This window comes from Massilia sp. KIM, from assembly GCF_002007115.1.
Classification (GTDB): domain Bacteria; phylum Pseudomonadota; class Gammaproteobacteria; order Burkholderiales; family Burkholderiaceae_D; genus Telluria.
In genome coordinates this window covers 2,038,258-2,062,062 of the sequence record NZ_MVAD01000001.1, presented here as the reverse complement: position 1 = coordinate 2,062,062, position 23,805 = coordinate 2,038,258, and the positions used below count along the sequence as shown (strand labels likewise).

General features: G+C 68.9%; 21 protein-coding genes. 18 read left to right on the top strand and 3 right to left on the bottom strand.

Annotated features, from left to right (window positions below; genetic code table 11):
* Positions 1-90: 90 nt before the first annotated feature.
* Both B0920_RS08870 and B0920_RS08865 read left to right on the top strand, forming a co-directional pair.
* Positions 91-3,252, top strand: coding sequence for an EAL domain-containing protein (locus B0920_RS08870; protein ID WP_373887877.1), 3,162 nt, complete (start codon positions 91-93; stop codon positions 3,250-3,252).
* Positions 3,206-5,527 carry a molybdopterin cofactor-binding domain-containing protein gene (locus B0920_RS08865; RefSeq protein WP_078032147.1) on the top strand — a complete coding sequence of 774 codons (2,322 nt, stop codon included), beginning with the start codon at positions 3,206-3,208 and terminating at the stop codon, positions 5,525-5,527. The genes B0920_RS08870 and B0920_RS08865 overlap by 47 nt, the downstream gene beginning before the upstream one ends.
* Here B0920_RS08865 and B0920_RS08860 read toward each other — a convergent pair.
* The gene (locus tag B0920_RS08860; protein ID WP_078033352.1) at positions 5,524-5,946 is read right to left on the bottom strand and encodes a thioredoxin family protein; all 423 of its coding nucleotides are present in this window, start codon (positions 5,944-5,946) and stop codon (positions 5,524-5,526) included. The two genes, B0920_RS08865 and B0920_RS08860, sit on opposite strands and share 4 nt — an antisense overlap.
* A 129-nt stretch (positions 5,947-6,075) precedes the next feature.
* Between B0920_RS08860 and tsaB the strand changes: the two genes are divergently transcribed.
* Genes tsaB through B0920_RS08840 form a run of 4 tightly spaced genes read left to right on the top strand, consistent with a single transcriptional unit; the run spans position 6,076 to position 9,122 of the window.
* Positions 6,076-6,786: a tRNA (adenosine(37)-N6)-threonylcarbamoyltransferase complex dimerization subunit type 1 TsaB gene (gene tsaB / locus B0920_RS08855; protein WP_078032146.1), complete on the top strand. Its 711-nt coding sequence runs from the start codon at positions 6,076-6,078 to the stop codon at positions 6,784-6,786.
* Positions 6,783-7,253, top strand: coding sequence for a ribosomal protein S18-alanine N-acetyltransferase (gene rimI / locus B0920_RS08850; RefSeq protein WP_078032145.1), 471 nt, complete (start codon positions 6,783-6,785; stop codon positions 7,251-7,253). The genes tsaB and rimI overlap by 4 nt, the downstream gene beginning before the upstream one ends.
* Positions 7,250-8,167, top strand: a complete 918-nt coding sequence (locus B0920_RS08845; RefSeq protein ID WP_078032144.1) for a uracil-DNA glycosylase family protein — start codon at positions 7,250-7,252, stop codon at positions 8,165-8,167. The genes rimI and B0920_RS08845 overlap by 4 nt, the downstream gene beginning before the upstream one ends.
* Positions 8,151-9,122 carry a DUF1853 family protein gene (locus tag B0920_RS08840; protein ID WP_078032143.1) on the top strand — a complete coding sequence of 324 codons (972 nt, stop codon included), beginning with the start codon at positions 8,151-8,153 and terminating at the stop codon, positions 9,120-9,122. The genes B0920_RS08845 and B0920_RS08840 overlap by 17 nt, the downstream gene beginning before the upstream one ends.
* 3 nt (positions 9,123-9,125) lie before the next feature.
* Here B0920_RS08840 and lplT read toward each other — a convergent pair whose 3' ends face one another.
* Positions 9,126-10,391, bottom strand: coding sequence for a lysophospholipid transporter LplT (lplT, locus tag B0920_RS08835; protein WP_078032142.1), 1,266 nt, complete (start codon positions 10,389-10,391; stop codon positions 9,126-9,128).
* A 138-nt stretch (positions 10,392-10,529) separates the two neighbouring features.
* On the opposite strand from lplT, the gene alr reads away from it, so the two are divergent.
* From alr to B0920_RS08775, 12 genes are all read left to right on the top strand, one after another.
* Positions 10,530-11,636, top strand: coding sequence for an alanine racemase (gene alr / locus B0920_RS08830; protein ID WP_078032141.1), 1,107 nt, complete (start codon positions 10,530-10,532; stop codon positions 11,634-11,636).
* On the top strand, positions 11,629-13,005 hold the full coding sequence (radA, locus tag B0920_RS08825) for a DNA repair protein RadA (RefSeq protein ID WP_078032140.1): 1,377 nt from the start codon (positions 11,629-11,631) through the stop codon (positions 13,003-13,005). Before alr ends, radA begins: the two co-directional genes overlap by 8 nt.
* Positions 13,006-13,067: 62 nt before the next feature.
* Positions 13,068-13,388, top strand: coding sequence for a PilZ domain-containing protein (locus B0920_RS08820; protein ID WP_078032139.1), 321 nt, complete (start codon positions 13,068-13,070; stop codon positions 13,386-13,388).
* Positions 13,389-13,890: 502 nt separating this feature from the next.
* Positions 13,891-14,928: a phosphate ABC transporter substrate-binding protein PstS gene (pstS, locus tag B0920_RS08815; protein ID WP_078032138.1), complete on the top strand. Its 1,038-nt coding sequence runs from the start codon at positions 13,891-13,893 to the stop codon at positions 14,926-14,928.
* A 76-nt stretch (positions 14,929-15,004) separates the two neighbouring features.
* Positions 15,005-16,030: a phosphate ABC transporter permease subunit PstC gene (pstC, locus tag B0920_RS08810; protein ID WP_078032137.1), complete on the top strand. Its 1,026-nt coding sequence runs from the start codon at positions 15,005-15,007 to the stop codon at positions 16,028-16,030.
* Positions 16,030-16,890: a phosphate ABC transporter permease PstA gene (pstA, locus tag B0920_RS08805; RefSeq protein WP_078032136.1), complete on the top strand. Its 861-nt coding sequence runs from the start codon at positions 16,030-16,032 to the stop codon at positions 16,888-16,890. The genes pstC and pstA overlap by 1 nt, the downstream gene beginning before the upstream one ends.
* Positions 16,891-16,909: 19 nt before the next feature.
* The gene (pstB, locus tag B0920_RS08800; protein WP_078032135.1) at positions 16,910-17,710 is read left to right on the top strand and encodes a phosphate ABC transporter ATP-binding protein PstB; all 801 of its coding nucleotides are present in this window, start codon (positions 16,910-16,912) and stop codon (positions 17,708-17,710) included.
* A gap of 67 nt (positions 17,711-17,777) precedes the next feature.
* A complete protein-coding gene (phoU, locus tag B0920_RS08795; RefSeq protein ID WP_078032134.1) occupies positions 17,778-18,479 on the top strand; it encodes a phosphate signaling complex protein PhoU in 702 nt (233 codons plus the stop codon).
* A gap of 2 nt (positions 18,480-18,481) precedes the next feature.
* The gene (locus B0920_RS08790) at positions 18,482-19,168 is read left to right on the top strand and encodes a response regulator (protein ID WP_078032133.1); all 687 of its coding nucleotides are present in this window, start codon (positions 18,482-18,484) and stop codon (positions 19,166-19,168) included.
* A 116-nt stretch (positions 19,169-19,284) separates the two neighbouring features.
* Positions 19,285-20,577: a phosphate regulon sensor histidine kinase PhoR gene (phoR, locus tag B0920_RS08785; protein WP_078032132.1), complete on the top strand. Its 1,293-nt coding sequence runs from the start codon at positions 19,285-19,287 to the stop codon at positions 20,575-20,577.
* Positions 20,578-20,710: 133 nt separating this feature from the next.
* The gene (locus tag B0920_RS08780) at positions 20,711-21,637 is read left to right on the top strand and encodes a patatin-like phospholipase family protein (protein ID WP_078032131.1); all 927 of its coding nucleotides are present in this window, start codon (positions 20,711-20,713) and stop codon (positions 21,635-21,637) included.
* 26 nt (positions 21,638-21,663) lie between these two features.
* On the top strand, positions 21,664-22,071 hold the full coding sequence (locus tag B0920_RS08775; RefSeq protein ID WP_078032130.1) for a heme-binding protein: 408 nt from the start codon (positions 21,664-21,666) through the stop codon (positions 22,069-22,071).
* Positions 22,072-22,092: 21 nt separating this feature from the next.
* Here B0920_RS08775 and B0920_RS08770 read toward each other — a convergent pair whose 3' ends face one another.
* On the bottom strand, positions 22,093-23,772 hold the full coding sequence (locus B0920_RS08770) for an alkaline phosphatase (RefSeq protein WP_078032129.1): 1,680 nt from the start codon (positions 23,770-23,772) through the stop codon (positions 22,093-22,095).
* Positions 23,773-23,805: the final 33 nt, after the last annotated feature.

The following is a 23,805-nucleotide window of genomic DNA, read 5'->3' as shown; positions in this document are numbered from 1 at the left end:
AGCTTATGTGCATAATCTGACAATTCGCATTGCAATTTACCGAATGTCCGGCCCACCACGTCCGGGCAAACCCGTGCCGCCGTCATGCCCATGCCCCGCATCGATCTCCGTGCCTTGCCCAACCGCCTGAAGCGGCTCTACGGCCGCTCCATCTACGGCGCGCTGCTGCTGGTCGTGTTCGGCGGCCTGGCGGTGCCGGCCGTGGTCGGCAGTTACCTGCTGGTCGGAGTGCAGGAGCGCGAGGCCGCCGCCGCGCTGCTCGAGGAGTCGCTGCAGCGCAAGGCCGAGATCCTGGCCCTGGGCATGCAGGAGTCGCTGTGGGACATGAACGTCGAGGCCGCGCGCTCGCTGGTGGACTCGGTGATGCGCGACCCGGCCGTGGTGCGCGTCGAGGTGCGCGGCGCCGAAGGCGGCTTCATCGACACCCATGCCGCGCAGCCGCCCCAGGGCCGGCTCTATCGCGCCGAGCGCGACATCGTGGTGCGCGGCCAGCACATCGGCCGCGTCCTGCTCGAGATGGACGACTGGCGCAGCCAGCAGGAGCTGCGCGCCAAGCAGCGCAACTATGCGCTGGTGCTGGCCTTGCAGCTCGGGGTGTCGCTGCTGCTGATCGCGCTGCTGCTCAAGCGCCGCCTGCTGCAGCCGCTGCGCACCCTGACCGGCTTTTCCGACCGCCTCGGCCGCGGCGACTTCGAGACCCCGCTGGCGCTGGCCGGCGACGACGAGCTGGGACGCCTGGGCCAGCAGATGGAACGCATGCGCATGGCGATCCGCGACCTGTTCACCGACATCGGCCGGCGCGAGGAACAGTTCCGCACCATCGTCACCCAGATTCCCGGCGCGGTGTTCCGCGCCCGTCCGGGCGGGGCGATCGACTTCGTCAGCGACGCCATCGAGGAAATCTCGGGCTACCCGGCCGAGCGCTTCATGCGCGCCACCACCGACCACTGGGCCGACATCATCCATCCCGAGGACCGGCGCATGCATCGCCACGTGGCCAAGGAAGCGGTGATGGCCGGACGCGCCTACGAGATCGAATACCGCATCGTCGACGCCGGCGGCATCGAGCGCTGGGTGCTGGAAAGCGGCCAGCCGCTGGGCGCGCCCGGCAGCGAGGCCTTCCGGGTGGACGGCATCATCTACGACATCAGCGAGCGCAAGCACAACGAGATGCGCATCGAGGCCCTGCTCACCGAGCAGGGCGCGATCCTGGACAACGTCATGTTCGGCGTGCTGTTCGTGCGCCAGCGGCGCGTGGTGTCGGCCAACCGCCGCGGCGAGGAGCTGTTCGGCTACGGCGAAGGGGAGCTGGTGGGCAGCTCGACCGAGCAGCTGTACCCGAGTCCGCTCGACTACGCGCGCGCCTCGACCGAACAGTATCCGCGCCTGGAGCAGGGCGGCTACAACGGCGAGGAGCGTCAGTTCCGGCGCCGCGACGGCAGCCTGTTCTGGTGCCTGATGAGCGGCTGCGCCCTCGATCCGGCCCGGCCGCACGAGGGCAGCATCTGGGTCTTCGCCGACATCACAGAGCGCAAGCAGGCCGAGGAAAAGCTGCGCCTGTCGGCGACCGTGCTCGAGCACATCGCCGACGGCGTCATGGTGCTCGACGTGCAGGGGCGCATCGTCGCCGTCAATCCGGCCTTCACCCGCATCACCGGCTACGGCGAAGCCGAGGCGGTGGGCCAGCATTCGAGCCTGACGCGCGGCACCCGCAACGGCGAGGAGGTCTACCGCGCCCTGTGGCGCGACCTGGCCGAGACCGGATTCTGGCGCGGCGAGCTGTGGGACGTGCGCAAGAACGGCGAGGTCTATCTCGAATGGCTCACCGTGTCGGCCGTGCGCGACGACCTCGACGCGATCACCCATTACGTGTGCGTGTTCAGCGACATCACCAAGGTCAAGGAATCGCAGGACAAGCTCGACCACCTGGCCCACCACGACCCGCTGACGGCGCTGCCCAACCGCCTGCTGTTCCACGACCGCCTGCAGCACGCGATGACGCGCGCGGCGCGCGACGGCGAGCAGCTGGCGGTGCTGTTCATCGACCTGGACCGCTTCAAGAACGTCAATGACACCCTCGGCCACCACGTCGGCGACGAGCTGCTCAAGCAGGTCAGCAGCCAGCTCACGGCCTGCCTGCGCGAGGGCGACACCCTGGCGCGCCTGGGCGGCGACGAGTTCATCGTCCTGCTCGAGGACGTCGACGGGGCGGCCGGCGCCACCACCGTGGCCGAGAAGCTGGTCGCCATGTTCCAGCAGTCCTTCCTGGTCTCCGGCTACGAGCTGTTCGTCACCGGCAGCGTGGGCATCAGCCTGTTCCCCCAGGACGCCGCGGACCTGAACATGCTGATCCGTAACGCCGACGTCGCCATGTACCAGGCCAAGGCGCGCGGGCGCAACGGCTACGCCCTGTACGCGCCTTCGATGAGCGGCGAGGGCGTCGAGCGCCTGCGCCTGGAGGCGCTGCTGCGCCGCGCGATCGAGAAGAACGAGATCTACCTGGTCTACCAGCCGCAGGTCGAGATCGACACCGGGCGCCTGATCGGCGTCGAAGCCCTGGTGCGCTGGCTGAACCCGGAACTCGGGCTGGTCACGCCCGACCGTTTCATCCCGCTGGCCGAGGACACCGGCTTCATTGGCCAGCTCGGCCAGTGGGTGCTGGCCGAAGCCTGCCGCCAGATGGTGGCCTGGGAGCGCCAGGGCCTGCAGGTGCCGAAGATCGCAGTCAACCTGTCGGTGCGCCAGTTCGAGCGCGCCGGCATCGCCGCCACCGTGGCCGCGGTGCTGGAGCAGGCCGGGCTGGCGGCCTCGCGCCTGCAGCTCGAAGTCACGGAATCGGTCATCATGAACACCGGCGATGCGCTCCAGTCCATCAAGGAACTGGCCGCGGTCGGCGTGGGCCTGGCGATCGACGACTTCGGCACCGGCTACTCCTCGCTGGCCTACCTGAAGCAGCTGCCGGTCCAGACCCTCAAGATCGACCGCAGCTTCATCAAGGACATCTCGACCGACGCCAACGACGAGGCGATCGCGATCGCGATCATCCAGCTCGGCAAGAGCCTGAACCTGTCCGTGATCGCCGAAGGCGTCGAGTGCGAGCAGCAGGCCGCTTTCCTCCTGCGCCACGGTTGCAACCGGGCGCAGGGTTACCTGTACAGCAAGCCGGTACCCGCGCAAGAGGTGCTGGCACGATGGGGACACCCGCATGACGAGGCACTTGAAGCTGGTGCAGGCGCCGGCACCCCAGCTTGACCCCGCCCTGCCGGCCAGGCGCGGCCGCCGGCGCTTCCTGCTCGGAGGCCTGCTGGCCGGCGGCGCGCTGCTGGTCGGCTGGGGCGTGCAGCCGCCGCGCCAGCGCCTGCACACCGCTGCGCCGCTGGCGCTGAAGGACGGCGCGGTCGCGCTCAACGGCTGGGTCGCGATCGCGCCCGATGGCGCGGTCTCGGTGGTGGTGCCGCGCAGCGAGATGGGGCAGGGCGTGCACACCGCGCTGCCGATGCTGGTCGCTGAGGAGCTCGACCTGCCGCTGTCGCACGTGCGCGTGGCCGCCGCGCCGATCGACAAGATCTTCGCCAACCTCACCGTGATGCGCGAGACCCTGCCTTTCCACCCGGACGACGCGGGCAGCCTGCGCCAGGGCGCCAACTGGCTGGCGGCCAAGCTCGGGCGCGAGCTGGGCATCATGTTCACCGGCGGCTCGAGCAGCGTGCGCGACGCCTGGATGCCGATGCGCGAGGCCGGCGCGGTGGCGCGCGCCATGCTCATCAAGGCTGCCTGCGCGCGCTGGAAGGCCGAGCCGGGCGCCTGCCGCACCGAAGACGGCTTCGTGATCCACGCAGACGGCCGGCGCGCCGGCTACGGGGCGCTCGCCGCCGACGCCGCCCGGCTGGGCCAGGACATCGGGGTGGACGAGGTGCGCCTCAAGGAGCCTTCCGCCTTCCGCCTGATCGGCAAGCCGGCGCCGCGCCTGGACAGCCGCGCCAAGGTCGACGGCAGCGCGCGCTTCGGCATCGACGCCCGCCCGCCGGGCCTCGTGTACGCGGCGCTGCGGATGTCGCCGGTGGTGGGCGGCCGGCTGGCCAGCTTCGACGCGGCGCGCGTGCGCGCCATGCCGGGCGTGCTGGCGGTGACCGACATCTCGCCCGCGCCGGGCGGACGCACCGGCGCCGGGGCCGGCGTGGCGGTGGTGGCCGCCACCTGGTGGCAGGCGCGCCAGGCCGCCGCCGCGCTGCCGGTCACCTGGGACGAGGGCGAGCACGCGCGCCTGTCGAGCGAGGGCCTGTTCGACGAGCTGGCGCGCGCCCTCGAGGACGAGAGCGGCCACGTCTACTTCGAGAGCGGCTCGGTCGAGCAGGAAGGCGTCGCGATGACGGTCAGCGCCGAATACCGCGCGCCCTTCCTGGCGCACGCGACGATGGAGCCGATCAACTGCACCGCCCAGCTCGTGGGCGGCAGGCTCAAGCTGTGGGCCTCGACCCAGGTGCCGAGCGTCGCGGTGGACGTGGCGGCGCGCGTGGCCGGGGTCGGCCGCGAGCAGGTCGAGATCGAGGTGATGCTGCTGGGCGGCGGTTTCGGCCGCCGCCTCGAAGTCGACATGGTGGCCCAGGCGGTGGCGGTGGCCGCCAGCCTCGAAGGCAAGCCGGTGCAACTGATCTGGACCCGCGAGGACGACACCACCCACGACGTCTACCGCCCGGCGGCGCTGGCGCGCCTGCGCGCCCACCTGGACGCCCGGGGCAATCTGCTGGCCTGGTCCAGCAAGTCGGCCAGCGGGGCGATCGGCCACCAGTACTTCCCGCGCAATCTCGGCCTGCCCGGCGTGGGACCGGACAAGACCACGGCCGAGGGCGCGTACGACCACCAGTACGCCTTCGCCAACCAGCGCATCGAACACGTGATCGTCGACAGCCCGGTGCCGATCGGCTACTGGCGCTCGGTCGGCCATTCGCACAACGCCTTCTTCAAGGAGGGCTTCCTGGAAGAGGTGGCGCATGCGGCCCGGCGCGACAGCGTGGACCTGCGGCGCGAACTGTTGCGCCACCACCCCGGCGCGCTGGCGGTGCTGGACGCCGCCCTGAAGGCGGCCGGCCAGCCGGAGGACGGGCGCGCCCACGGGGTGGCGCTGCACCGCTCCTTCGGCAGCACGGTGGCCCAGGTGGCCGAGGTCTCGGTCGAGGGCAAGGAGATCCGGGTGCACCGGGTGGTGTGCGCGATTGACTGCGGGATCGTGGTCAACCCCAACATCGTCGCCCAGCAGGTGGAGTCGGCGGTGGTGTTCGGCCTGTCGGCGGCGCTGGGCGGCGAGATCACGCTCAGGCAGGGCCGGGTCGAGCAGAGCAATTTTGGCGACTATCCGGTGCTGCGCATGGCCCAGGCGCCCGAAGTCGAGACGGTGATCCTGCCGAGCGCCGCGCATCCGGAAGGGGTGGGCGAGCCGGCCGTGCCGCCGGTGGCGCCGGCGGTGGCGGCGGCGGTGTTCAAGCTGACCGGCCAGCGCCTGCGCAGCCTGCCGCTGCGCCTCGCTTAGCCGTCCGCCAGCAGCGCGCGCAGGTTGCAGTCGCGCTGCCAGGCGCGCCGTTCGTCGCTCGACTGGGCCAGGCGCGCCAGTTCGGCCTCGTCGAGGGCGGCCTGGGCCTGGATCAGGCGGTCGGCGACGGCCCCGTCGGGCAGCATGGCGCCGAAGAAGGCGACGGTGTCGCCGCGCTGCAGCAGCAGGGTGGGGAAGTTGTCGACGTCGAGGTCGCCCATGAGATCGGCCTGGTCTTCGATGTCGATCCAGACGAAATGCTTGTCGGGATGGCGCGCGGCCAGCTGTTCGAAGGTGGCGCGGTAGCTCGAGCAGGTGCCGCACCAGGCGGCGCACAGGCAGGCGACCGTCCAGCGGTCGCCGTCGAGGGCGCCGGCGATGGTGTCGCGGGTGGTGGAATCGAGGGTCAGGCTATGCATGAGCGGCATTCTACCGCGTTGCGCGGATGCGCGCCCGCCAGCCCCGGGCCTGCTGCGCAAGCCCACCACGCGGGGCGCGCAGCAGGCCAGGGCCGTGGTTTCAAGCCGCCCGAGCGGTTAAAATACGGCATGCCCAATATCCTCGCAATCGAAACCTCCTCCGAACTCGCGTCCTGCGCCCTGCTGGCCGGCGACGCGATGCACGTGCGCGCCTCCTCGGGCGTGCGGACCCACTCGCAAGCGGTGCTGCCGATGGTCCAGGAACTGCTGGCCGAAGCCGGCCTGCAGCTGGCCCAGGTCGACGCGCTCGCCTTCGGCGCCGGCCCCGGCTCCTTCACCGGGGTGCGTACCGCCTGCGGCGTGGCCCAGGGCCTGGCCTACGGGCTGGGCCTGCCGGTGCTGCCGCTGGTGACCCTGGAGGCGATGGCCGAGGCCTGCCGCGCCCGCACCGGCGCCACCGAGGTGCTGGCCGTGCTGGATGCGCGCATGGGCGAGGTGTACTGGGCGCAGTACCGCCACGAGGGCGGCGCCTGGCGCGAGCTGGCGGCCCCGTGCCTGTCGGCCCCCGGCGCCGTGGCCCCGCTCGACGCCCCCGGGCTGCAGGCCTGCGGCAACGGTTTTTCCGCCTATCCCGAGGCCTTCGCCGGCCAGCCCTTCGCGGCGGGCGCCCTGGCCGACATCGTCCCGCACGCCCAGGAACTGGCGTGCCTGGGCGTGGCCGCGCTGGCGAACGGGCAGGGCGTGCCCGCGGCCCAGGCCCAGCCCATCTATTTGCGCAACAAGGTGGCCTATACCAGCGCCGAGCGCCAGGCCATCAATGCCGCGAAGGCCGACGCATGAGCGCGGTGCCCAAGGATTCCGCGCTGGTCTACGCGCCCATGACCCAGGGCGACGTGGACGAGGTATGGGCGCTCGAACGATCGGTCTTTCCCTTTCCCTGGACCCGCGCCAACTTCGTCGATTCGGTCGCCAGCGGCTATGACTGCTGGACTGTGCGCGCGCAGGACGGGGCCCTGGTCGGCTACTATCTGCTGATGTACGCGCTCGACGAAGCCCACCTGCTCGACGTCGCGGTGGCCGCCGCCTGTCAGCGCCAGGGCCTGGGCCGCCAGCTGCTCGACCGCATCGCAGCGCGCGCGCAGGAGCGCGGCATGGCCTCGGTGCTGCTCGAGGTGCGCCCCTCCAACGAGCGAGCGCTGGCGGTCTACCAGCGCTACGGCTACGAGCAGATCGGACGCCGCAAGGGATATTACCCGGCCGGTCCCGCCGGCCGCGAAGACGCCATCGTGATGAGGCTCGAGCTATGAAGACGATCAGCCAACGCGACGCCCTGTTCCTGACCGAGATGGGCATCGGCCCGCTGTGGCGGCTGCGCAGCGCGGCGCCGGCCGCCGGCGAGGCCGTGCCGGACGAGGTGGACGTGGTGGCGGACGCCGCCGTGCCCGCGGCGGCGCCCGCCGCGCCGGGGGCGCAGGCAGCGCCGCAAGCAGTTCCGCAAGCAGTGCCGCAAGCAGTGCCGCCGGGAGCGCCATCAGGATTGCCAGGTGCGGCGGCTCCCGCCACCCCGGCGCCTGCGCCGGCGGCCGGCGCGGGCGAAGCGGCCTGGGACGAGGCCGCGGTCGAGGAGGGCGAGCCCGAGGTGGCGCGCATGGACTGGGCCGCGCTGCGCCTGGCGGTGGCCAATTGCCGCCGCTGCGGCGCCTGCAGCGACAAGCACAAGCCGATGTTCGGCGCCGGTCCGCGCCAGGCGCGCTGGCTGGTCGCGGCCGGCACCCCCGGGGCCCAGGACGAGGCGGCCGGCCAGCCCTTGTCGGGCGAGGCCGGCAAGCTGCTCGACAACATGCTGCATGCGGTCGGCCTGTCGCGCGAGCGCGATGCCTACGTGACGCCGCTGGTGAAATGCCGTCCGGTGAGCGCCAGCGGCGGCGACCGCGCGCCCACCGCCGAGGAGGTGGCGGCCTGCCGCCCCTACCTGGAGCGCGAACTGGCCCTGAGCGGCGCCGTCACGGTGCTGACCCTGGGCCAGGTGGCGGCCAACGGCCTGCTTGGCCGCGCGCTCACCGAGCCCCTGGCCGGGGTGCGCGGCGCGGTCCACGCGCTGGCCGGGGTGCCGCTGGTGGCCACCCTGCATCCGGGCGAACTGCTGCGGCGCGGCCAGGACAAGGCGCTCGCATGGGCCGACCTGTGCCGGGCGAGGTCGCTCGATGCCGGACAGGGCTGAAGAGACTTACCAGCAAGGTTTTCACCGCCGCTGGGGCCAGTTGCGGCGCGCCCGGGTGCGCGCCCTGGCCTGGCTGCTCGACGCTCCCGACCTGCTCGACGCCCAGGACCCGCTCTGGGCCGGGCGCATCGCCTCGCTCGGTCCGGTGAGCCCGGACGTCGCCGCCTGGCTGGCGCGCCTCGACCAGGATCCCGCCGAACTCGATGCCGCGCTCGGCGCCAGGAACTACACCCGCCTCGGCCTGTACGCCGAAAAGCTGATGGCCTTCTACTTTGCCAGCCAGGGCAGCCTGGTGGCCCACGGCCTGCAGGTGCGCGCCAGCCGCAACGACACCGTCGGCGAATTCGACTTCCTCCTCGACGCCGGCCCGGACGCGGTCGAGCACATCGAATTCGCCACCAAGTTCTATCTGCTCGACGGTGACGGGGAGCAGGACTTCGACGCCCTGGTCGGCCCCAACCTGGCCGACAGCCTGGGCCGGAAGATGCGCAAGGTGTTCGAGCGCCAGCTCTCGCTGGGCGAGCACCCGGCGGCCCAGGCCATCCTGCCGCGCCCGGTGGCGCGCGCCAGGGCGCTGGTCAAGGGCTGGCTGTTCTACCCGCGCGGCAGCTGGCCGCGCATGCAAGGCATCGCGGCAGGGCATTGCCGCGGCTTCTGGTGCCCGCTGGACGAATTGGACGAGGTGGCGGGAGAGGAATTCCTGATTTTGCCCCGCCTGCAATGGCTGGCGCCGTTTCGCGCCGCCTCGGCGGTGTGGATGCTGGAGCGCGGTCAGCTGATGCAGGAGCTGGCCTGGCAGTTCGAAGAATCCGCCACGCCGGTGCTGGTGGCGGTGGCGCGCCGCCAGGGCGGCTGGATCGAGGAGGTGGAGCGCGGTTTCATCGTGCCCAACGACTGGCGCGAGCGCGCCGCGGCCCTGCGCATGGTGAAGCCGGTCGGCCAGGCGCCCGCCTGAGGATCAGTGCTTGCCCTCGCCGATCAGGCCGAGGGCGTCGTGCTCGCGCTGGTTGGCCAGGTGGCGGCGCTGGATCAGGAACATGATGCCGGCCACCGACATGCCGAAGATCACGATGATCACGTCGAGGTCGAGGTTCAGCGTGATCATGATCGCATAGGCCGCGAGCATGGTCAGGATCGACAGGTTCTCGTTGAAGTTCTGCACCGCGATCGAGTGGCCGGCGCTCATCAGGACGTGGCCGCGGTGCTGCAGCAGCGCGTTCATCGGCACCACGAAGAAGCCGGACAGGAAACCGATCAGGGCCAGCAGCGGATAGGCGATGTTCACCGAGTGCACGAAGACCATCACGCACACCACCAGTCCCATGATGATGCCGAGCGGGATCACGGTCAGGGACTTGCGCAGCGGGATTATGCGCGCCGCCATCGCCGCGCCCAGGGCCACGCCGATCGCGACCACGCCGATCAGGTTGGTCGCCTTGTCGAGCGGCATGTGCAGCGAGCGCTCGGCCCATTTCAGCACGATGAACTGCAGGGTGGCGCCGGCGCCCCAGAACAAGGTGGTCACGGCCAACGAGATCTGGCCCAGCTTGTCGCGCCACAGGGTGGCCGAGCAGTTGGCGAAATCGGCGATCAGCTTGGCCGGGTTGCGCTCCTGGTGCTCGTAGCGGGCGCCGGTGTCGGGGATGCGCAGATTGAACAGGGCGGCCAGCACGTAGATCCCGACCACCACCGCCATCGCCGCCTCGGCGCCGGTGGTGATGCCGGTGTCGATGCCGGGCAGGGGGTCGATGCCGAGCAGGAAGGCGCCGCCGCGATCGCTGACCAGGGCGCCGCCCAGCACGGTGCCGAGGATGATCGACATCACGGTCAGGCCCTCGATCCAGCCGTTGGCCGGGACCAGCTTTTCGGGCGGCAGCAGTTCGGTCAGGATGCCGTACTTGGCGGGCGAATAGACCGCGGCGCCGAAGCCGACCACGGCATAGGAAAGCAGGGGGTGCACGGTGAGGAACATCAGCGCGCAGCCGAAGATCTTGATCAGGTTCGCGATGAACATCACGCGACCCTTGGGCAGGGAGTCGGCGAAGGCGCCGACGAAGGCGGCCAGCAGGACGTAGAAGAGGACGAATGAAAGCTTCAGCAGCGGCGTCAGCGAAGCCGGGGCGTTCATCGCCGTCAGCAGACTGATTGCAACAAACAAGAGTGCATTGTCCGCCAGCGACGAGAAGAACTGCGCCGCCATGATGGTATAGAAACCACGGTTCATTCGATAAGCTTAAAAACTGGTCCGAGTTGCTTTATACCATGAAAGGTCGCCGCGCCAAAGGAACAAAAGCACGGCCGTGCACGCTCCGGTAAAATAGACGGTTTCGTTCACGATCAGCGGAAAACCCGTTTTTCAGCCATGCCACGTCCCCTGAGCGCCACCATTCATCTCGACGCCATGCAGCATAACCTGGGCCGCGCGCGCAGCTGCGCCCCCATGTCCAAGCTGTGGGCGGTGGTCAAGGCCAACGCCTACGGGCACGGCCTGGAGCGCGGTATGCGCGGCTTCGCCCAGGCCGACGGCCTGGCCCTGGTGGAGACCGAGAACGCGGTGCGCCTGCGCGAGGCCGGCTGGATCAAGCCCATCCTGCTGCTGGAGGGGATCTTCGACGCCTCCGACGTGCCCCTGCTGGCGGAACATAATATCAATAGCGCGGTCCACTGCATCGAACAGATCAAGATGCTCGAATACACGCAGCTGTACCGCCCGATCGACGTGCACCTCAAGATGAACACCGGGATGAACCGGCTCGGCTTCCGGCCCGAGGACTACGCGGCCGCCTACCGGCGCCTGCGCGCCATCCCCGGCGTCCGCAACATCACCCACATGACCCACTTCGCCAACGCCGACGAGCTGGAGCATCCGCGCCTGTCGATCGGCGAGCAGCTGCGCCGCTTCGAACTGGGCGCAGGCGAGCTGCCGGGCGAGCGCAGCCTGTCCAATTCGGGCGGGGTGCTGCACCAGCCCGAGCTGGGCGAGCGCCTGCACAGCGACTGGGTCCGTCCCGGCATCATGCTCTATGGCGGCACCCCGGGCGGCCGCAGCGCCCAGGACTACGGCCTGCGCCCGACCATGACCCTGCGCTCCGAGATCATCGGCATCCAGGAGCTGGCGCCGGGCGACACGGTGGGCTATGGCAGCCGCTTCGAGGCCGAGCGCCGCATGACGGTGGGCGTGGTCGCCTGCGGCTACGCCGACGGCTACCCGCGCCACGCCCCGCACGGCACCCCGGTGATCGTGGACGGGGTGCGCACCGCGGTGGTGGGCCGGGTCTCGATGGACATGATGACGGTGGACTTGAGTCCGGTGGCCAATGCCCGCGTGGGCAGCAAGGTCACCCTGTGGGGCGACGGCCTGCCGATCGACGAGGTGGCGCAGGCGGCCGGCACCATCGGCTACGAGCTGATGTGCGCACTGGCGCCGCGCGTGCGCGTCTGCGAAGGAAGAATGGGAAGCGATGGCTAAGGCAAAGACGAATTACACCTGCAGCGACTGCGGCGCGATCTCCAGCCGCTGGACCGGCCAGTGCCAGGACTGCAAGGCCTGGAACACGATGGTCGAGACCGTGGTGGACACGCCCGGCGTGAACCGCATGTCCCAGACCCAGCACCGCAGCCTGGCGCAGACCGCTCCGGTGCTCTCGCTCAAGGACATCGAAGCGATCGACGTGCCGCGCTTCGGCACCGGTATCGAGGAATTCGACCGCGTGCTGGGCGGCGGCCTGGTGGCGGGCGGCGTGGTGCTGATCGGCGGCGACCCCGGCATCGGCAAGTCGACCCTGCTGCTGCAGGCGCTGTCCAACCTGGCGGCGGCGCGCAATACCTTGTATGTCAGCGGCGAGGAGTCCGGCGCCCAGATCGCGCTGCGCGCGCGCCGCCTGGCGGTGGACGCCAAGGAGCTCAAGCTGCAGGCCGAGATCCAGCTCGAGAAGATTCTCGGCACCCTGGCCGACCTCAAGCCCGACGTGGCGGTGATCGACTCGATCCAGACCCTGTACTCGGACGCCCTGAGCTCGGCCCCCGGCTCGGTGGCCCAGGTGCGCGAGTGCGCCGCCCAGCTGACCCGGGTGGCCAAGCAGACCGGGGTGACCATCATCCTGGTCGGCCACGTCACCAAAGAGGGCGCGCTGGCCGGCCCGCGCGTGCTCGAGCACATCGTCGACACCGTGCTGTACTTCGAGGGCGACACCCAGTCGAGCTTCCGCCTGGTGCGGGCCATCAAGAACCGCTTCGGCGCGGTGAACGAACTGGGCGTGTTCGCCATGACCGAGAAGGGCCTGAAGGGCGTGTCCAATCCCTCGGCCCTGTTCCTGTCCCAGCACGACAGCCAGGTGCCGGGCTCCTGCGTGATGGTGACCCAGGAGGGCACGCGCCCGCTGCTGGTCGAGATCCAGGCCCTGGTCGACGCCAGCCACCTGCCGAATGCGCGCCGGCTGTCGGTGGGCCTGGAGCAGAACCGCCTGGCGATGCTGCTGGCGGTGCTGCACCGCCATGCCGGCATCGCCGCCTTCGACCAGGACGTGTTCATCAACGCGGTGGGCGGGGTCAAGATCACCGAGCCGGCCGCCGACCTGGCGGTCCTGCTGGCGATTAACTCCTCGATGCGCAACAAGCCGCTGCCGCGCGGCCTGGTGGTATTCGGCGAGGTCGGCCTGGCCGGCGAGATCCGTCCGGCGCCGCGCGGCCAGGAGCGCCTGCGCGAAGCGGCCAAGCTGGGCTTCTCGGTGGCGGTGATCCCGAAGGCCAATGTGCCGAAGCAGAAAATCGAAGGCATGACCATCATCGCGGTGGAACGCATCGACGAAGCCTTCACCAAACTGCGCGAGCTCGACTGAAGCCGCCACGCCGTCCACGATTTTCAGTATCATCCAGCTTTTAACCTTCTGGCATTATTCGCATGTTCGGAGAACAAAGACAATCCGCGCGCAAGGTCCTGAAGACCCGCGCCACCCTGGCCATGGAGGGCGAAGCCCCGATCAGCGGCCGCACCACGGACGTCGGCGCCAACGGCGTCAGCATCGGCGTGCCCAGGCCGCTCCTGGTGGGGCAGGCGGGGCAGGTGAGCTTCGACCTCATGGTGGACGGTAAAATCGTCACCATCAAGGCGCGCGTCAAGGTAATGTATTGCATTATCAGCAACGACGAATTCAAGGCCGGCTTCCAGTTCCTGAACCTGGAACTGGCGGCGATGACGGCGCTGGCGCGCTTCATGCGCTGAGTCTCGCCCTGTCGGGCACCCCGTAAACGACGAGCGGCGAGCGCCATGGGCCTCGCCGCTTTCGTCGGTAGTCCGCGGTGGCGGACTGTTCCACTATTCGTGATAGTGGTCATGCAGGCCTTCCGACCTGTTTTTGTACGCTTCATATGCCTGGAAGCCCACCAGTGCGGCGAGTCCTCCGAGGACACCCATCACCATCAGTTCAAACATCACAGCAAAACGCCTTTCGGCATCCCCTCCTTGGAACGACATCGGACATGAACCCGATTTCAGGTTAGCAGATAAGAGTGGTTTTGCAAGGGAGAACTCTTTGTCCAGGCTGTCACAAAGTGCTGTCATATTTCCCGGAAACACTGCTCCGCCATAGGAGGGCGCGCCCCTTGCGCCCCTGTCATGTTCGTGTCACATTGCCGAAATATGTCATGAAGCTGTCATATTCGGTCAGTAGACTGCGCAGCAACTCACCGGGGTGTTCCCGTGGTTAATCTCCGAAGGATCTGATATGCGCATGAAACACCTGCTCGTCTCCCTCGCCGCGGCCGCCGTCACGCTGGCTTCCAGCGCCCAGGCAGCCACCATCACCGGCGCCGGCGCGACTTTCCCGTACCCGATCTATGCGAAGTGGGCCGAGCTGTACAAGGCCGCCACCGGTACCGGCCTGAACTACCAATCGGTGGGTTCGGGCGCCGGCATCAAGCAAATCAAGGCCAAGACCGTCGACTTCGGCGCTTCCGACATGCCGCTGCCGGCTCAGGAACTGACCGAAGCGGGCCTGTTCCAGTTCCCTGCCATCATGGGCGGCGTGGTGCCCGTCGTGAACCTGCCGGGCATCGCCCCGGGCCAGATCAAGCTGACCGGCGCCGTGCTGGGCGACATCTACCTGGGCAAGATCACCAAGTGGAACGCGCCCCAGATCGCCGCCCTAAACCCGGGCGTCAAGCTGCCGGACGACGACATCACCGTGGTGCGCCGCGCCGACAGCTCGGGCACCTCCTTCCTGTTCACCGACTACCTGTCCAAGACCAACCCGGAATGGAAGACCAAGGTCGGCTCCGGCACCGCCGTGAAATGGCTGGTGGGCGTGGGCGGCAAGGGCAACGAGGGCGTGGCCGCCAACGTGCAGCGCATCAAGGGCGGCATCGGCTACGTCGAGTGGGCCTATGCCAAGAAGAACCGCATGTCCCACACCCAGCTCCAGAACAAGGACGGCGTGTTCCTGCAGCCGGACGACGCCGCCTTCGCCGCGGCCGCCGCCAGCGCCGACTGGGCCAAGGCCCCGGGCTTCGCGGTGGTCCTGACCGACCAGCCGGGCAAGGCCAGCTGGCCGATCACCGGCGCCTCCTACATCCTGGTGCACAAATCGCAGGCCGATGGCGTGAAGGGCAAGGAAGTGCTGAAGTTCTTCGACTGGGCCTACAAGAACGGCGACGCCGCCGCCGCCGAACTGGACTACGTCCCGATGCCGGATGGCGTCACCAAGCTGGTGTACGACGCCTGGCGCGCGAACGTGAAGGACGCGTCCGGCAAGGCGATCTGGTAATCCACCCCAACCGCCAACGCAGCGGGCCGGCCTCACAACCGGCCCTTTCGTTCGCCAGCAAGATTGACAAAATACTATGAGCGCACATCCACCCGTCGCCCTGAACGAGCTGCCAACGCCAGCCGTGTCCGAAGCCGAGGCGCGCCAGGCCGCGGCCTTGCGCAACACCATGCGCAAGCAGCGCCTCCAGGACTTCTTCTTCCATAAGATCACCTGGCTGTTCGCGGCCTCGGTGCTGCTGGTCCTGGTCGGCATCATCGTCTCGCTCGCCATCGGCGCGGCCCCGGCCTTCAAGGAATTCGGCCTGGGCTTCATCACCAAGGTCGAATGGGACCCGGTCAACGACATCTACGGCGCGGCGATCGCGATCTGGGGCACGCTGGCGACCTCGCTGATCGCGCTCGCGATCGCCTTCCCGATCAGCTTCGGCATCGCCCTGTTCCTCACCGAGATCTGCCCGGTCTGGCTGCGCCGCCCGATGGGCACCGCGGTCGAGCTGCTGGCGGGCGTGCCCTCCATCATCTACGGCATGTGGGGCCTGTTCGTGTTCGCGCCCCTGTTCGCCGACCATGTGCAGCCGCTGCTGAAGAACACCATCGGCCAGCTGCCCGTCATCGGCCAGCTGTTCCAGGGCCCGACCATGGGCATCGGCATCCTGACCGCCGGCCTGATCCTGGCCGTGATGATCATTCCCTTCATCGCCTCGGTGATGCGCGACGTTTTCGAGATCGTGCCCACCGTGCTCAAGGAATCGGCCTACGGCCTCGGCTGCACCAAATGGGAAGTGGTCGGCAAGGTGGTGCTGCCCTATACCCGCAACGGCGTGGTCGGCGGCGTCATGCTGGGCCTGGGCCGCGCCCTGGGCGAGACCATGGCGGTCACCTTCGTGATCGGCAACGCCCACGACCTGTCCTGGTCGCTGTTCTCGGCCGGTAACTCGATTTCCTCGACCCTGGCCAACGAATTCGCCGAGGCGGCCACGACGCTGCACTCGTCCTCGCTGTTCGCGCTGGCCCTGATCCTGTTCGCGATCACCTTCATCGTCCTGTCGGCCGCCAAGCTGATGCTGGTCGGTATGTCGCGCAAGGAAGGCACCAAATAATGCACACCATCGTCAAGAACCCCGTCTACCGCAAGCGCCTGCTGGCGCACCGCGTCGGCATCATCCTGTCCGTGATCGCGATGGCGATCGGCCTCGGCTTCCTGCTGTGGATCCTGGCCACCCTCCTGATCAACGGCTTCGGCGCCTTGTCCGGCTCGCTGTTCACGGCCGACACCCCGGCCCCGGGCAGCGAAGGCGGCGGCCTGCGCAACGCCATCATCGGCAGCCTGCTGATGGTGGGCCTGTCGACCCTGGTCTCGACCCCGATCGGCATCCTGGCCGGCATCTACCTGGCGGAGTACGGCGACAACAACAAGTTCGCCAGCATCACCCGCTTCGTGACCGACATCATGCTGTCCGCCCCGTCGATCGTGATCGGCCTCTTCGTCTACGCCATCTACGTGGCCAACGTCAGCCACTTCTCGGGCTATGCCGGCACCATCGCGCTGGCCCTGATCGCGGTGCCGGTGGTGGTGCGCACCACCGACAACATGCTGCGCCTGGTGCCCAACTCGCTGCTGGAAGCGGCCTACGCCCTCGGCGCGCCGCACTGGAAGGTGGCCATGACGGTGCGCCTGCGCGCGGTCAAGGCCGGCGTCGTGACCGGCGTGCTGCTGGCCGTGGCCCGCATCTCGGGCGAGACCGCGCCGCTGCTGTTCACCGCCCTGAACAACCAGTTCTACAGCACCGACATGAACGCCCCGATGGCCAACCTGCCGGTGGTGATCTTCCAGTTCGCGATGAGCCCCTACGACGACTGGCGCTCGCTGGCCTGGGGCGGCGCCCTGCTGGTGACCTTTACCGTGCTGCTGCTGAACATCCTGTCGCGGACCGTGTTCAGCCAAAAGACCCCGCGTTAATTTACCTATATTAAAAGTGATGACCCAACCTATGCCCACCATGGCGCCGACCGCCAGCGCTGCCAAAGCCAAGACGATCGAGATCTCCGGCCTGAACTTCTACTACGGTAAAACGCAGAGCCTCAAGAACGTCAGCCTCGACATCCACGACAAGCAGGTGACGGCCTTCATCGGCCCCTCCGGCTGCGGCAAGTCGACCCTGCTGCGCACCCTGAACCGGATGTACGACCTGTACCCGGGCCAGCGCGCGGAAGGCTCGATCCTCTACCGCGGCCGCAACATCCTGGAGCCCGGCGTCGACGTCAACATGCTGCGCGCCAAGGTCGGCATGGTGTTCCAGAAGCCGACTCCCTTCCCGATGTCGATCTACGACAACATCGCCTTCGGCGTGCGCCTCTACGAGAACCTGTCCAAGGGCGAGATGGACGAGCGGGTCGAATGGGCGCTCAAGAAGGCGGCGCTGTGGGAAGAAGCCAAGGACAAGCTGAACAAGAGCGGCCTGTCGCTGTCGGGCGGCCAGCAGCAGCGCCTGTGCATCGCGCGCGGCGTGGCGGTGAAGCCGGACGTGCTGCTGCTCGACGAACCGACCTCGGCGCTCGACCCGATCTCGACCGCCAAGATCGAGGAACTGATCAGCGAGCTCAAGCAGGACTACACGATCACCATCGTGACCCACAACATGCAGCAGGCGGCGCGTTGCTCCGATTACACTGCCTACATGTATCTTGGCGAGCTGGTCGAATTCGGCGAGACCGACCAGATCTTCATGAACCCGGCGCGCAAGGAAACCCAGGACTACATCACCGGCCGTTTCGGCTGATCCTGGCCGCACACCACGCTGAACCGGCCCGCGGGCCGGCCAACAAGAACACTTACGGAGAGTTGTAATGACAGGCGAGCATTCATCCAAGCAGTACGACCAGGAACTGGAAGCCATTCGTTCCAAGGTCCTGCTGATGGGCGGTATGGTGGAAACCCAGTTCGAGGAGGCGCTGGAATGCTTCCGCACCGGCGACGCCGGCCGCGCCGAGCGCGTGATGGCCGAGGACCAGGCCGTCAACCAGCTGGAAGTCTCGCTCGACGACGCCTGCAGCCACCTGATCGTGCGCCGCCAGCCGACCGCGAACGACCTGCGCACCGTGATGGCCACCATCAAGGTGATCACCGACCTCGAGCGCATCGGCGACGAGGCCACCAAGATCGCGCGCACCGCCAAGAGCCTGCACGAGCGCGGCGCGTCCTCGTTCAACCACTACGACATGGTGCGCACCATCGCCAAGGCCACCTCGGACCTGCTGCACGATTCGCTGGACGCTTTCGCGCGCCTGGACGGCAAGCAGGCCCTGCAGCTGATCGCCGCCGACGAGGTGGTCGACCACGAGTTCCGCACCATCCTGCGCACCATGGTCACCTTCATGATGGAAGACCCGCGCACCATCTCGACCGCCCTCGACACCCTGTGGGTGGCCAAGGCCATCGAGCGCATCGGCGACCACGCCAAGAACATCGCCGAATACGTGATCTACGTGGTCGAGGGACGCGACATCCGCCACAGCAAGCCGGCGCTCAACGACCAGCCGGCGGTCTGACGATGGCGGACATGACCAAGGTCCTGGTGGTCGAGGACGAGCCGGCGATCGTCGAGCTGGTCAGTTACTCGCTGCGCGAGGCCGGCTGGGACATCCGCACCGCCGACACCGCGCAGGGGGCCTGGGACAGCATCAGCCGCGGCAAGCCCGACCTGGTGCTGCTCGACTGGATGCTGCCCGACCAGAGCGGCCTGCGACTGCTGTCGCGCCTGCGCGCCGACCGCGATTTCCAGGACATCCCGGTGATCATGCTGACCGCCAAGAGCATGGAAGAGGACAAGCTCGCGGGCCTGAACAACGGGGCCGACGACTACGTCACCAAGCCCTTCTCGCCGCGCGAACTGCTGGCCCGCTCGCGCGCGCTGCTGCGCCGCAAGAGCCCGCACCTGGCGGAGGCGCCGCTGCGCGCCGGGTCCGTGACCCTCGATCCGAACAGCTGCACCGTCACGGTGGAAGGGGCGCAGATCGACATCGGCAATGCCGAGTACAAGCTGCTCAAGTTCCTGATGGCGCACCGCGAGCGCGTGTTCTCGCGCGCCCAGCTGCTCGACAAGGTGTGGGGCGACCACGCCGTGATCGAGGAGCGCACGGTGGACGTGCACGTGCTGCGCCTGCGCAAGGCCCTCAAGACCGCCGATGGCCTGATCCGCACCGTGCGCAGCGTCGGGTACATGCTGTCCGAGAAGTGAGGAGGGCGCACCGCCGCGCCGCCTGAGGGCCGCTTCCCGCGCTCCCCGGCCGCGGCGCGCCCCTTCACCTGCGCCGCGACATCGCCCACAATACGGTTTTCCCAAGAAACGACGCGATGAATCCAAAACTGCTGTTCTGGGTCCCGGCCCTCCTGCGCCTCGGCCTCGTGTTCGCCGCCGCCGGCATCGTCTGGTGGATGTTCGGCGTGGTCGCCGGCCTGTCGCTGGCCCTGGCCGGCGCGGTCACCGCGCTGTTCGTCCAGCTCTCCTACCTGCACCACCTGGGCGAGTGGCTCAACGAGCCGCACAGCGCCCGCCTGCCGGACGGCTGGGGCGCCTGGACCGACGTCTTCGCCCGCCTGTACCGCCTGCGCCGCGAGGACGAGCGCCACCAGGCCGAACTGACCGAGTGGCTGGCGCGCTTCCGCCAGGCCATGCAGCTGCTGCCGGAAGGCGTGGCGATCATGGACGACGTCCTGTTCCTCGAGTGGTGCAACACCGCGGCCGAGCGCCACCTGGGCCTGACCATGGAGCGCGACAAGGGCCTGCGCGTGACCAACCTGGTGCGCCACCCGGACTTCATCGACTACATCATCCTGGGCCGCTACGAGCAGCCGCTGACCCTGTCCTTCCGTGGCCGCAAGCTCGAATGCCGCATCATCCCCTTCGAGAACCGGCGCCAGATCCTGGTCACCCACGACGCCACCGACACCGAGCGCATCGAGGCCATGCGGCGCGACTTCATCGCCAACGCCTCGCACGAGCTGCGCACGCCGCTGACCGTGATCGTCGGCTTCCTCGAGATCGCGATGTCAGACCCCGGCCTGGACGTGGCCACCCGCACCACCCACCTCAAGCTCATGACCGAGCAGGCGCAGCGCATGCAGCGCCTGATCCAGGACATGCTGACCCTGTCGCGCCTGGAGTCGGACGAATTCCCGCTGCGCCGCGAGCGGGTCGACATGAAGGAGATGATCGGCTCGGTGGCCGCCGAGGCGCGCGCCCTGTCCAACGGCCGCCACCAGGTCGAGGTCGAGATCGACGGCCCGGACGTGATGGGCAGCCCGGAAGAGCTGCGCAGCGCCTTCGCCAACCTGGCGTCGAACGCGGTGCGCTATTCTCCCGACGGCGGCACCGTGCGCCTGGCCTGGAAGCGCGGCGACGGCGAACTGCGTTTCGAGGTCGCCGACTGCGGCATCGGCATCGATCCCCAGCACATCCCGCGCCTGACCGAGCGCTTCTACCGCGTCGACAAGAGCCGTTCGCGCGAGACCCAGGGCACCGGCCTGGGGCTGGCGATCGTCAAGCACGTCCTGCTGCGCCATGGGGGGCGCCTGTCGATCGCGTCAACGCCGGGCAAGGGCAGCACCTTCACGGCCTCGCTGCCGAACACCTCGCTGCCGGGTTAGATCCGGGGGCAGGGCGGCGCCGCGCCGCCGCGATGTCAATACGGGGCCACGCGGCGCGGCCTCAGTTGCGGGAATGTGCCGCAGGGGGAGGGCTCGGGGTACAATCTTGGCCTCGATCCTTCCCGCACTGTCCATGTTCACTCGCCGTACTTCGCTCCTCGCCTGCGCCGCGCTGCTTCTCGCCGCCTGCGGCAGCACCCCGACCACGCCGACCACCCCGACCCCGACCGCGGCGCCCGTCCAGCCGGCGGCTCCTCTGCCGCCCAAGAAGCTCAAGGTCGGCCTGGCCCTGGGCGGCGGCGCCGCGCGCGGCTTCGCCCACATCGGCGTGATCAAGGCCCTGGAAGCCCAGGGCATCGTGCCCGAGATCGTGGTCGGCACCTCGGCCGGCTCGGTGGTCGGCGCCCTGTACGCATCGGGCCTGAACGGCTTCGCGCTCCAGAGGACCGCGCTGCAGATGGACGAGGCCACCATCTCGGACTGGGCGCTGCCCTTCTTCTCGAAGTCGAGCGGGGTGCTCAAGGGCGAGGCCCTGCAAAACTACGTCAACAAGGCGGTCAACAACCAGCCGATGGAGAAGCTCAAGCTGCGCTTCGGCGCGGTGGCCACCGACCTCAAGACCGGCCAGCCCATCCTCTTCAACCGCGGCAACACCGGCCAGGCGGTGCGCGCCTCCTCGGCGGTGCCGAGCGTGTTCCAGCCGGTCTCGATCGGCGGCAAGACCTATGTGGACGGCGGCCTGGTGGCGCCGGTGCCGGTGCGCTTCGTGCGCGACATGGGCGCGGACTTCATCATCGCCGTGAACATCTCGAGCCAGACCGAGGGCGCGGCCACGGCCAGCTCGCTCGACGTCCTGATGCAGACCTTCAGCATCATGGGCCAGCGTCTCAACCACTATGAGCTGAAGGACGCCGACATCGTGATCACGCCGGCCCTGGGCAACATGGGCTCGGCCGATTTCAATAACCGCAACCTCGCCATCCTGGCGGGGGAGCAGGCGGCAGCCGCCGTCATGCCCCAGATCAAGGCCAAGCTCAAGGCCAAGGCCGAGGCCAAATAGTAACCATCACGCTGACAAGGAACCCCATGCAGACCAAGCCCTACCTGACGCTCGCCGAGGTCAAGACCATCGCCGCCGCCGCCGAAGCGGAAGCCCTGCGCAACAACTGGGCGGTGACCATCGCCATCGTGGACGACGGCGGCCACCTGCTGTGGCTGCAGCGCCTGGACGGCGCGCCGCCGGTGTCCTCCCACATCGCGCCGAAGAAGGCGAATACGGCGGCGGTGGGGCGCCGCGAGTCCAAGGTCTACGAGGACGTGATCAACAACGGGCGCATGTCCTTCCTCAGCGCGCCCTACCTGGAAGGCATGCTGGAGGGCGGCGTGCCGGTGATCGTCGACGGTCATGTGATCGGCGCGGTGGGCGTGTCGGGCGTGAAGTCCGACCAGGATGCCCAGATCGCCAAGGCCGGCATCGCGGCCCTGGGCGCCTGACCGATCCAGGCCGCCGCCGGCTCAGGACAGGATCAGCCTGCGGTTCGCCGCTCCGGGCAAGGTGCGCAGCACCTGGGGCGGGGCCGCGCTGTAGGTGCGTGACTTGACCGTGCTGACATAGCGGTATTCGGCCCGGGTCTCGGCCGGCGTCACCACCAGCACCATGAAGCCGCGCGAGCGCGTCTCGGCGTACTGCAGCGGCCCGATCACCTGGGTCAGCCCGGCCGCCACCGCCGCCGGATCCTCGCTCGCGAACACCTGCTCGAAGCCGGGCGAGGTCACCGACGTCACCCCGAACTCCACACCCACCGCCGCGCCGGCGCGGTCCTGCAGGTCGCTTGCCCAGGAATTGTGGGTGTCTCCCGCCAGCACCACCAGGTTCTTGTCGAGCGACTTCGCCATCCCCAGCACCGTCTCGCGCGCCGCCTGGTAGCCGTCCCAGGCGTCCAGGTTGTAGGGAATCGCGGGCTGGGCCAGCACCGCGCGCTCGGCCGCAGTCAGTTCGGCTGGCGCGCGCTGGGCCTTGGCCAGCAGGGCGGTATAGGCGCTGAAGGAAATCGATCCCAGCACCAGCGGCGCAGGGATGTCCATGCGTGCCATCAGCACCTGCTGGCCCAGCACCTGCCAGCGCGCCTTCGAGGCCGTCATCTGGCGCTGCAGCCAGGTGGTCTGTTCCGCGCCCATCAGCTGGCGCGCCGGATTGCCGGCGTCGCGGGCGAAGCCGGCGGCGTCGAAGCCTGCGGCCCCGATGTAGTTCTCGTAGGCGAGCTGCTTGTCGCGCCCGATCACGCGGGTGTCGAGCATGTGCAGCGACAGCAGGTTGCCGAAGTCGAAGGAGCGGTAGACGCGTTCCAGGCGAGTGGGCTCCGGCGCGCGGATCGGCATCCACTCGTGGTAGGCCTGGATCGCCATCTGCTTGCGCGCCAGGAACAGGCCCTCGGTGGCCGGATTGTGGTTTTCCGCGCCTTCGCGCCAGGTGTCGTTGGTCAGCTCGTGGTCGTCCCACACGGCGATGAAGGGCAGGGCGGCGTGCAGGGCCTGCAGGTCCGGGTCGCTGCGGTACTGGGCATAGCGGCGGCGGTAGTCCGACAGGGTGATGATCTCGGTCGCCGGCTCCGACACCCGGCCGAGGGAGGCCGCGTCGCCGGAGGCGTAGCCGTCGCGCGCGTATTCGTAGATGTAGTCGCCCAGGTGCAAGGCGGCGTCCAGGTCGTCCAGCCTCGCGGCCTCGCCGTAGACGTTGAAATAGCCCGCCGGGTAGTTCGAGCAGCTGAACACCGCCAGCTTGACCTGGGCGATGTCGCCCGTCCCCAGGGTCTTGGTGCGCCCGGTCGGTGAGGCGACGCCGTTGCACTGGAAGCGGTAGTAGTAGCGGCGGTTCGGCGCAAGGCCGGTGGCGTCGACTTTCACGGTCCAGTCGGCGGCGGCGCTGGCCACCGCGCTGCCGCTGCGCACGATGTTGCTCAGGGTGCTGTCCTCGGCGACGAACCAGCTGACCTCGAGATCCTGGGTGGCGTTGGTGTCGACCCGGGTCCAGAGGATGACGCGGTCGCTCAGCGGGTCGCCGCTCGCCACGCCGTGCGAGAAGCGGATCGAGGCGTCCTGGCCGTCATCGCCCCCGCAGGCGGAGAGGGTGGCGGCGGCGACGGTGCCGGCGGAGAGGTGGCGGAGGAAGGTGCGGCGCGATGCGGAATTGGTCATGGCTGCGAGCGGATGAGTTGAAGGAGGCAGCCG